Source organism: Chryseobacterium sp. S0630 (assembly GCF_024158915.1).
Taxonomy (GTDB): domain Bacteria; phylum Bacteroidota; class Bacteroidia; order Flavobacteriales; family Weeksellaceae; genus Chryseobacterium.
The window spans coordinates 42,431-53,013 of record NZ_JAMZGF010000035.1 but is presented as its reverse complement, the minus strand read 5'-3'; the positions used below and the strand labels follow the sequence as shown (position 1 = coordinate 53,013).

Here is a 10,583-nt window from a genome sequence, read left to right as displayed (position 1 = left end):
TGGTGAATGCGCCACCTTCCATTAGAAAACTGATCTGTACAATATATAATTAGTCATAACCTCTCAACCGGAAACCCGAACCCCGAATCTCGCAACCCGAACCACACAACAAATTCACAAGCGAAGCGGATTCACCATTCATTACTGAATCCTAGATTGTCAATAGTCAATTTTTGCTTTGCAAAGTGAATGGTGAATGCGCCACCTTCCATTAGAAAACTGATCTGTACAATATATAATTAGTCATAACCTCTCAACCGGAAACCCAAACCCCAAAATTCACAAGCGAAGCGGATTCACCATTCACAATCCCCTTCATCTTTCCTATTCTCAAACTCTCCCACCCAAATCCTCAACTCTCAATTAAAAGTCGTATTTTTGCAGATTCAAACAGCGAAGCAAATTTATGGAACTTATTCACAGAAACTTGGCAATCGGAATTCACGATGCCTTACAGGAGACATTTTTTGAGAAAAACAAATATGCCGATAAAGTTATCGAAAGACTTTTGAAAGCAAACAGAAAATGGGGAAGCCAGGACAGAGCCGTTGTTTCTGAAATTTTTTACAATATTATCCGTTGGAAAAAACGCCTTGAATACTATATGGGTGAAGGTGTAAAACCCAACAATATCTACAAACTGATTATTGCGTATTTACTTTGGAGTAAAACCAATTATAAAAAATTCGAAGAATTTGACGGAATCAAAATCGCCGATATTCTTACCAAACTTAAAAAGAACACTGTTCCTACAAAAGCAATAGAACACTCTATTCCTGAATGGCTGGCTGAAACTCTTGAAAAAGAAATAGGTGCTAACTGGGAAAAAGAAATGGCTGCTTTGAATGAGCAGGCTCCTACAGTTTTAAGAGCAAACTCTTTAAGAACAACAACTAAAGAACTTATTTCTGACCTTTCAGATGAAGGTGTTGTTTCTTATCCTATTAAAAATTATCCTGATGCTGTTCAGCTGGAAGAAAAGAAAAATGTTTTCCTTACTACGGCTTTCAAAGAAGGATTATTCGAAGTTCAGGATGCTTCTTCTCAGAAAATCGGGTATTTCCTTGATGTAAAAGAAGGACAAAGAGTAGTAGATGCGTGTGCGGGTGCAGGAGGAAAAACATTGCACTTAGCAGCATTAATGAAAAACAAAGGGCAGATTGTAGCATTAGATATCTTCGAATGGAAACTTGCCGAGCTGAAGCGTCGTGCCAAGAGAGCCGGAGCCCACAATATTGAAACCCGTATGATCTCTGATAATAAAGTGATTAAACGTCTTCATGAAAAAGCTGACAGACTTCTGATTGATGCACCATGTTCAGGTCTTGGAGTTTTGAAAAGAAACCCGGACAGTAAGTGGAAAATTGACCAGGACTTTATTGACAGAATTAAAAAGGAGCAACAACAAATTCTTCAGGACTACTCTAAAATGCTTAAAAAAGGAGGAAAAATGGTATACGCTACCTGTTCTATCCTTCCATCTGAAAATAATCTTCAGGTAGATGAGTTCATCAAAAACAATCCTGGATTCAAGATGATTAAAGATGAAAAAGTAATGCCTAGTGAAGGCTATGACGGATTCTATATGGCTCTGATTGAGAGAATTTCTTAATTCAAATCCAACAACAATACATTAAACTACTCTATTTTCTGGAGTAGTTTTTTTTTGAAATTATAAACATAGAAGTAAGCATTCGTATCAAATAGAACTATTTTATCACCAAAATTATCTTTTGAAAGTTGAAACGGGTACCACGAACTTTTTTCTACTTCTATTTTATCTGGTGTATTCTCACTATCACCGTCAAAGTATGTAAATGTATTGGGAGCAAGAAAAATCAGAAAGAAATCTGAATAAGCAGAATCTACATAATATTTGAAATCCTCAATCTCATAATTATATATTTCAGAATCTGGATAAGTCTCACCTGCTGGATATTTACGGTTAATTCCAAACATGAATTTCCCGTTTTTCCATGAAATTTCAGTTCTTAAAAATCCATTGTCCAATAATTCAATATTGTTATCAATAACTTCATCAACTAATTTGGATTGCATTTTACATATTTTTCGAATAAAATCTTCAGAATTTGCTAATATTTTCAACTTTTCTTCTCCATAAAAATAGGTTTGGGGAATAAGTTTCTTATTAAGTTTCTTGCGATTCAGAATAGAATATTCCACAAGCTTTAAAACATCCACAACATTTACATTTTCACTCATAACTCTAATTGCCAGACCATTGTTATTAGTTTTCAGTAAAACTCCTTCATCCAAAACAGCAAGCTTATATTGAGAATTATTATTTTCAAGAATAAAAAAATTTTGAGCAGCATCATGAGCATAATAAGTTGTTCTTTCAATCATGATCGTATCAGAACATCCTAATTTTTCAGCAATAATTCTGGACAACCTACCAATAACCCGTATCTTTAGCTCTTCAGATTCAATTGTTTTCTGATTAAAATTAAACCCTGACTTAAAATAAGTCTTTATATTTCCGAGGTTTTCTATCCTTACTTTAGGTTTATGTGCTTCTACAGAATTTGACAACAATAGAAATATAAAAAGGAGAAAAAAGTTTTTCAATGGTATTATTTTTTTGATTGAACGTAAGATCTATCAATTTATTTCAAGTTCAATATTGTTTAAAACCTGCCCGAAAAAATGTAACAATTTTTGTAACATTTCAACCCCATTGCCTACTAACTGTATAGATTAAAACCGGTTTGATGCTGTAGAAAGTTTAGAATACCTTTGCAGCAAACTCAATTATTTATGCATACAAGAATCGTTTTCAATTTTCTGGCTGTTTTCGCATACTGTCTGTTTTCTGCACAGACGTATGAAATTCAGTACACCAGTTCTTATAACGGAAAGATATCAACGGATCAACCTTCTACCATCGTTTGGGTCAATGAGAAGGAAAATTTTATTCTTAACAGTACCATCAAAGAACAAAAAAGCAGCTATCCTTATGAGATTACTAAGGTAGAAAAGCCGTCTAACACGATTGTTTCTTACGCTTTTTTAAAGCCAGGATCCATTATTTCAGCATCAGATGCAGAGTCGGTGGGAAAACAGAATTTTGAACTTACCAATGAAACAAAAAAGATCTTAGGATACAACTGTAAAAAAGCGGTTACAAAGGTCAATTCAAATACCATTGAAGTTTGGTACACCAATGATTTGAACTTAAAAGGCGGACCATCCGTTTTAGGACAGAATTTAGGATTAGTTCTGGAAGTGGAAAGAAACAAAAATTCTTTAGTTACAGCCAGATCAATCAAAAAAATCAAAAATACCGGGATTGAGAACATTCTAAAAGGAGACATACAGACAACCGATCAGCTGGGATATAAAGATCTCCTTTGGAAAAGCAGATTTACCACGCTGAATATTTTCGAAAATGAAACCATCAATTTCTCTGACGCTTCAAAATCTGATGACCAGATAAAAAGATACGCCAACGGAACTATCATTCTTAAAAAAATAAAATTCCCAATTATTACAGAAGGAGAAAATATTTTTGTAGAACTAAAACAACAGTCTAACGGAGATGCTTATGACAGAACCGGAACTGTATTTTTCATTCCACAGGATAAAGAAAAGTCTTTTTTTGACGGATTGGAAAAAGGAGCAAAAACACTTCCTCTCTATGAAAACGGAAACGGAAAGCAATATTACGGAATAACCGCTACAGACAACTATAGCCCTGCCATGGAAATGATGAGATTCTTTACCGCCTTTGGCATCCAGAAATTCAATCATATTCAGCTTAAAGGAAAAGACTGGCAGACCATAAGCCCTTACCGACAAGACATTACAGATTTGAAGCCTGCTTTATCAGGAAAAGAACTTTGGATAGGTACATTTATCGGCAATTATGATAAAGGAGGACATAAAGTGAGCCTTGATATTACGATTCATAAAAGTGATCAGACCGTTAATAAAAACAATACCGCTATTCCTTTATTCAATACGTTAAATATTATGGAAATGGCCGGACAGGACTACTCTACTATGTTCAACCAGGATAAAGGTCTTCTTGTTACTTTCACTTTGGATAAAGATCTGAAAAATGCACAGCTAAGATATACCACAACAGGACACGGCGGTTGGGAAAACGGTGATGAGTTCGTTCCAAAAGCCAATTCTATATTCATGGATGGAAATGCTGTATTTTCATTTATCCCATGGAGAACAGATTGTGGCTCCTACCGTTTATACAATCCGGCTTCCGGAAATTTCCAGGACGGGCTTTCATCCTCAGACCTCAGCAGATCAAACTGGTGTCCGGGAACGGTTACCAATCCTAATTTCATCCCTCTGGGAGATTTGAAAGCAGGTAAACACACGATACAGGTAAAAATTCCGCAGGGACCTACAGAAGGAACAAGTTTCAGCTCATGGAATGTTTCAGGAACGTTACTGGGAGTACAATAAAAACAAAACCTTCTTGCATGAGAATTGCAAGAAGGTAAAAACACAAATGATGAAAAAAAATTATTTCGAGCCACAAAGTAAGGGGTAAAATTCATATAATTAATTACCATAGATTAATAAATATGTCATTTTTATTTCGTATGGAAATCACATCCATTTCGGCTCAACGAAAAAAATTAATCAAAAACATGTCAATTTCAAGAAATAGTTAAAAATTTTAACTTTAAAACATTAATTGATTAAAAATTTTCGTTTTTAAATATTTTTTATTGTTATTTATAAACATCCCTTCTACTTTTGTTCCATAAATAATAAAAATCATGTGTGGAATTGTATGTTTATTCGACGCCAAGCAAAAAACTGAAGTATTAAGACCTCAGGTATTGGAAATGTCAAAAAAAATCCGTCACAGAGGACCGGATTGGAGTGGAGTTTTTCAGGACGAGAAAGTAATTTTTTCTCATGAAAGACTTGCCATTGTAGATCCTACTTCTGGAAAACAGCCTCTATTTACTAAAGATGGAAAAGTAGTGTTAGCGGTGAACGGTGAAATCTATAACCATAGAGAACTTAAAGAAGAATTTCCGGATTATGAGTTTCAGACTCAGTCCGACTGTGAGGTGATCCTTGCCCTTTACAGAAAATACGGAAAAGATTTCGTAGAAAAACTTAACGGAATTTTTGCATTCGCTTTATACGATACAGAAAACGATATTTATCTTATTGCCCGCGATCATATGGGAATCTGCCCGCTTTATCAAGGTTGGGATAAAAACGGAAACTACTATGTTGCTTCTGAATTAAAAGCTCTTGAAGGAATCTGCAAAAAAATAGAAACCTTCTTACCAGGACATTTGATGTACAGCCCGGACGGAGCCGAACTTCAGCAATGGTATACAAGAGAATGGGACAGCTTTGATCATGTAAAAGACAATGAAACGGATATATCAAAATTGAGAAAAGGTCTCGAAGATGCCGTTCACAGACAACTGATGAGTGATGTTCCTTATGGTGTGCTTCTTTCAGGAGGATTAGATTCATCTGTTATTTCAGCAATCACTGCAAAATTTGCCCGCCAGAGAATTGAAAGTGGCGATACTCAGGAAGCCTGGTATCCAAGACTTCACAGTTTTGCGGTAGGATTGGTTGGTTCTCCTGATCTTGCAGCGGCCCAAAAAGCTGCAGAACATATCGGATCGGTTCACCATGAAGTTAACTTCACTGTTCAGGAAGGACTGGATGCTGTACGTGATGTCATTTATCACCTTGAAACCTATGATGTAACCACTATCAGAGCATCTACCCCGATGTATCTTTTAGCAAGAGTCATCAAATCGATGGGGATTAAAATGGTTCTTTCAGGAGAAGGCTCCGATGAATTGTTCGGTGGTTACTTATACTTCCATAAAGCTCCTAACGCAAAAGAATTCCACGATGAAACTGTGAGAAAACTTGGCAAACTCCACCTTTATGATTGTTTAAGAGCCAACAAAGCACTGATGAGCTGGGGAATTGAAGGCAGAGTACCTTTCCTTGACAAAGAATTCATGGATATCGCTATGACTGTTAACCCTCAGGATAAAATGATTAACACTGCTGAAGGGAAAATTGAAAAATGGGTATTGAGAAAAGCTTTTGAAGACTTACTTCCAGATTCTATTGTATGGAGACAGAAAGAACAGTTCTCGGATGGTGTAGGCTATTCATGGATCGATACCTTAAAAGAGGTGGCTGAAAAAGAAGTGACGGACGAAATGATGACTAATGCAAGATTCAGATTCCCGCTAAACACGCCTCAGAACAAAGAAGAATACCGATACAGAACTATTTTTGAAGAACATTTCCCAAGTGAAACCGCAGCTGCAACCGTTCCATCGGTTCCATCAGTTGCCTGCTCCACTCCTATTGCTCTGGAATGGGATGAAGCGTTCAAAAAAATGAATGATCCAAGCGGAAGAGCTGTGAAGGTGCATGAGACGTCATATTAAAAAGGGATATTTATGAATGGGCCAATCGTAAATCCGCTTCACTCGTGAATTTGTTGCGGGATTTGGGTTACGGGATTACAGGTTTATTATTCACTTGCGAAGCAAAAATTGACAGTTAATAATTCACTTGCAAAGCAAAATTCACTAATGACATGTATATTTTTTTCATTCAAACATATAACTCCCTCAGTTATAATTTATCAATCCTGTAGCAATACAGGATTTTTTCTTGAATTAACAATAACAATATGGCATAATTTAACTCACAATCCAAAATAATATCTAATAAATAATTATATTTGGAAAACGAAAATATCAATTATAAAAAAATGAGAAGAAACCTTACTGTTTTATTTGCCTTATTAGCCATAAGTTTTGCTTTTGGACAAGGAAAATATGGCAAATATCTGAATTCAAAGAAGCTTGCTTTGGCTTATAAGAGTGTGAAAGACCAAGATAAGGATGACTATTATCAACAATTCTATTGGCTTGTAAAGGCAGAGCAACTGAAAACTTATCCTCACCTTAAAGACATTAAACCTGTTGTTTTATATGAATTTGTAAAATATGTAAACCCTCAGAATCCGACAAAAAAACTGGATGCAAGAGGGAAAGAGCTGAGAGCAACTGCAGAATTATCTTTAAATCAATATTTTAAAAATAAAAAATTCGAGAACAATTCTGTTTTAATGTATAACCTTGAAACGTATGTAGATCCTTCAAAAGGTCAGTATTATACGAAGGTTGATCCGGAGAAAATCAAAGAACTTGTACCAAAAGAATTATTTGCTTTCAACTCATTCAACAGAAATATAGGAGAAGAAAAGACCTATTATCTTTGGATTGACAAGAAAAAAGATGATCTGAATATTGTAGATATCATCCCTAGCGAAAAAGAAGACAAAGCTTTCTACACAAGATTGAAACAATATCTTCCAAGCTATAAATTCTCAAAATATGTTCCTTCCGTAAAAAAAGGGAACAAATCTGATAAAACGGACATTGAATACTACTACATCATGCCGTTCGAGCAGAATACCGATAACATCGAATATAAAACAAAGGATTTCAAAACTTTCACCTTAAGCCAGTATAGAAAAGCTGGTGATGAATGGAAAGGAGTAGAAAAACCTAGAAAATAAATCAAAAAGTCCTGTGAAATCTCGCAGGACTTTTTTAATTTTATATGGATTTCATGATCTAAGGATCAGACCGCTTAAAGCAAGCAAGTTCTTCAAATAAAAATAAGCCTGGATATTTTCTATGTCCAGCCTATACAAAATGACAGAAGCAAGCCCACAAAAGACATCCATAAAGAAAATCCTTCCCTTAATTCTGGCCACTGCTATTTTCATGCAGATGCTGGATTCTACGATTCTGAACACTTCCCTGCCTTCTATAGCAAAAGACCTGAAAGAATCTCCGCTTAATATGCAGAACGCCATCATCAGTTATGTTCTTACATTAGCTGTTTTTATGCCAGCCAGCGGATTTCTGGCAGACCGGTTTGGAACAAAAAAAGTATTTATATTTTCATTAGTGCTATTCAGTTTAGGCTCACTGTTTTGTTCCATGTCTCAAAATCTTACCCATTTGGTAATTTCAAGGGTCGTTCAGGGAGTGGGAGGAAGTCTGATGACCCCCGTTGGGAAGCTGGCACTTATCAAAACATTTGACAAGAATGAACTGCTCAAAGCCATGAACTTTGCCATTATCCCGGCACTTATCGGGCCAGTACTCGGGCCTTTGGTAGGCGGCTATATGGTAGATTACCTGTCATGGCACTGGATATTTCTGATCAATATTCCGATTGGAGTGCTGGGAATTCTTTTAGGATTAAAATTTATGCCCAATTATAAATCAGATGATGTTGATTTCGATTTAAAAGGATTCTTAATTTTTGCCGCTGCTTCTCTCCTGCTTTCCGTTTCATTGGAACTTTTTGGAGACATGCAGAATATTACGCCGGTTCTTGTAGTCTTTATCCTTGGGTTCTTATTCCTTTATTATTATTACAAACATGCAAAAAAGGGAGGACATCCTATTTTTCCTTTAAACTTGTTTCAGGTAAGAACTTTCAGGGTAGGTATTGTAGGAAATCTAGCTACCAGATTAGGAATCAGTTCAGTTCCGTTATTGCTTCCGCTGATGATTCAGATCGCCTACAAACAATCTGCAGTCACTTCAGGCTGGATCATCGCTCCTATGGCTTTGACAGCTATCTTCGGGAAATCATCAGTTATTAAGATTTTAGATAAATATGGCTACCGTCAGACATTAATGGTAAACACCTTCATCATCGGAACTCTGATATGCCTTCTTGCCATCCCTAACATTCATACCTCCCTATACTGGTTTGTTCCTATTATTGCTGTATTAGGTTTTTTCAACTCGATACAGTTCACCTCCATGAACACCATTTCTATTGCTGATCTTCGAAACTTTCAAACCAGTAGTGGAAATTCATTAATCTCGGTCAATCAACAATTAGCAATCGGTTTTGGAATTGCCTTCGGACTTATTGTTTTAAAGCTATTTGAAAATACAGATCTGATCAAAGGAGAGATCCACAATGCATTCCGATATACTTTTCTCACAGTAGGTATATTAACGATTTTATCCGGATTCGTGTTTAGAAGACTGCATATTTCGGATGGAAAGAATATGAAGTCGAAGGAAGATTAAATAGATCAGATCACAGTTTCATCCCTTCCTACGAACTTAACACAGATCAATGCTTTTCGCATATAACAATGGTAATTTTGTTTACATAAATCAACAATGTGATGGCAACTAAAAAAATAGAAATCGTAGTATCTCCAAAACCTGCGCACTTCGTAGGTGATGGATTCAGGGTTCACAATTTCATTCCGGGAGTACCTGGATTGGATATGAAAAGAATGGATCCGTTTATTATGCTGGATTACAATTCAAAATTTCATTTCAACGGATCAGAGACACCAAGAGGTGTGGGAGTGCATCCGCACAGAGGTTTTGAAACAGTAACCATAGCATATAGCGGAAAAGTAGAGCACCATGACAGCGCTGGCGGCGGCGGTGTGATCGGAGAAGGTGATGTTCAGTGGATGACTGCCGCTAAAGGAGTTCTTCATAAAGAATATCATGAAACCGAATGGGCAAAAGAAGGAGGAATTTTTCAGATGGTTCAGCTTTGGGTGAATCTTCCTGCAAAGGATAAAATGAGCTGCCCGAAATATCAGGCTATAGAAAATTCCAAAATGGAACGAGTGGATCTGGATGAAAATGGTTTTATAGAAGTAATTGCCGGAGAGTATGATGGCCACAAAGGGCCTGCCAGTACTTTCACACCAGTTCATATGATGAATGCCAAACTTAAAACTGGAGGAAAAGCTGAATTTAGTTTTCCGGCTCATTTCAATACGGCAGCTTTGGTGATTGAAGGAAGTATGATCATTAACGGAGAAGACACCATTAAAGCAGATCATTTTGCTTTGTTTAAAAATGAAGGTGAAACATTCACCATCGAGGCAAAAGAAGATGCAGTTGTTTTAATTATCAGCGGTGAGCCTATCAACGAACCTATTTATCCTCACGGACCTTTTGTGATGAATTCCAGAGAAGAAATCATGCAGGCTTTTGAAGATTTTAATACCGGAAAATTCGGATATCTGGAAGATTAAAGAATTAAATTTATCTTAATCTTTGACTATTCCTTTTTTTATTAACTTTATATAATGGCAAACCTTATAGGTTTTAAAAACCTGTAAGGTTTAACTGTCATAATGAACAAAATCCTGTTTTTAAAAAAACCGGACACCCTTAATGCAAAATATTATGAAACCAGAATTTGAAAATATACCTCTTGTAAAAGCCGAAAAAAGATTTGAAATAGAATTCAACGGACATTTTGCATTTATTGATTACCGTGAAACCTTGCATCAGATTTCTTTGATTCATACTGAAGCAGAACCGGAATTAGCCGGAACAGGTGCCGCAGCAGCGGTAGTAGAGAAAACTTTGAATTTTATTGAAGAAAGTGGAAAAAAACTTCTTCCTTTCTGTCCTTATGTTTTCGCTTTTATTAAGAAACATCCTGACTGGAAACGTATCGTGGATGAGAGATTTGAAGGATATGACAAACTGTAAACCTTCATCACGACTCATCAA

General features: G+C 36.1%; 8 protein-coding genes. 7 read left to right on the top strand and 1 reads right to left on the bottom strand.

From position 1 onward, the window contains the following. Nucleotides 1–406 precede the first annotated feature (406 nt). Nucleotides 407–1,612 (top strand): RsmB/NOP family class I SAM-dependent RNA methyltransferase, encoded by a 1,206-nt coding sequence (locus tag NK356_RS15520; protein WP_034697016.1) that lies wholly within the window; start codon nt 407–409, stop codon nt 1,610–1,612. Nucleotides 1,613–1,638: 26 nt separating this feature from the next. Here NK356_RS15520 and NK356_RS15515 read toward each other — a convergent pair whose 3' ends face one another. Beyond that, on the bottom strand, nt 1,639–2,367 hold the full coding sequence (locus NK356_RS15515) for a hypothetical protein (RefSeq protein ID WP_253317400.1): 729 nt from the start codon (nt 2,365–2,367) through the stop codon (nt 1,639–1,641). Nucleotides 2,368–2,778: 411 nt separating this feature from the next. Between NK356_RS15515 and NK356_RS15510 the strand changes: the two genes are divergently transcribed. From NK356_RS15510 to NK356_RS15485, 6 genes are all read left to right on the top strand, one after another. Beyond that, complete coding sequence (locus NK356_RS15510) at nt 2,779–4,446, top strand: GLPGLI family protein (RefSeq protein WP_051934421.1); 1,668 nt, start codon at nt 2,779–2,781, stop codon at nt 4,444–4,446. Between the two features lie 320 nt (nt 4,447–4,766). Continuing rightward, entirely contained in the window at nt 4,767–6,434 is a 1,668-nt protein-coding gene (gene asnB, locus NK356_RS15505; RefSeq protein ID WP_253317399.1) for an asparagine synthase B, read from the top strand. Nucleotides 6,435–6,733: 299 nt separating this feature from the next. Further along, nucleotides 6,734–7,576, top strand: coding sequence for a hypothetical protein (locus NK356_RS15500; protein WP_034697012.1), 843 nt, complete (start codon nt 6,734–6,736; stop codon nt 7,574–7,576). Between the two features lie 139 nt (nt 7,577–7,715). Continuing rightward, nucleotides 7,716–9,119, top strand: coding sequence for an MFS transporter (locus tag NK356_RS15495; RefSeq protein WP_034697011.1), 1,404 nt, complete (start codon nt 7,716–7,718; stop codon nt 9,117–9,119). A gap of 101 nt (nt 9,120–9,220) precedes the next feature. Further along, nucleotides 9,221–10,096 carry a pirin family protein gene (locus tag NK356_RS15490; protein ID WP_034697010.1) on the top strand — a complete coding sequence of 292 codons (876 nt, stop codon included), beginning with the start codon at nt 9,221–9,223 and terminating at the stop codon, nt 10,094–10,096. A gap of 154 nt (nt 10,097–10,250) precedes the next feature. Continuing rightward, nucleotides 10,251–10,562 (top strand): GNAT family N-acetyltransferase, encoded by a 312-nt coding sequence (locus tag NK356_RS15485; protein ID WP_034697051.1) that lies wholly within the window; start codon nt 10,251–10,253, stop codon nt 10,560–10,562. Nucleotides 10,563–10,583: the final 21 nt, after the last annotated feature.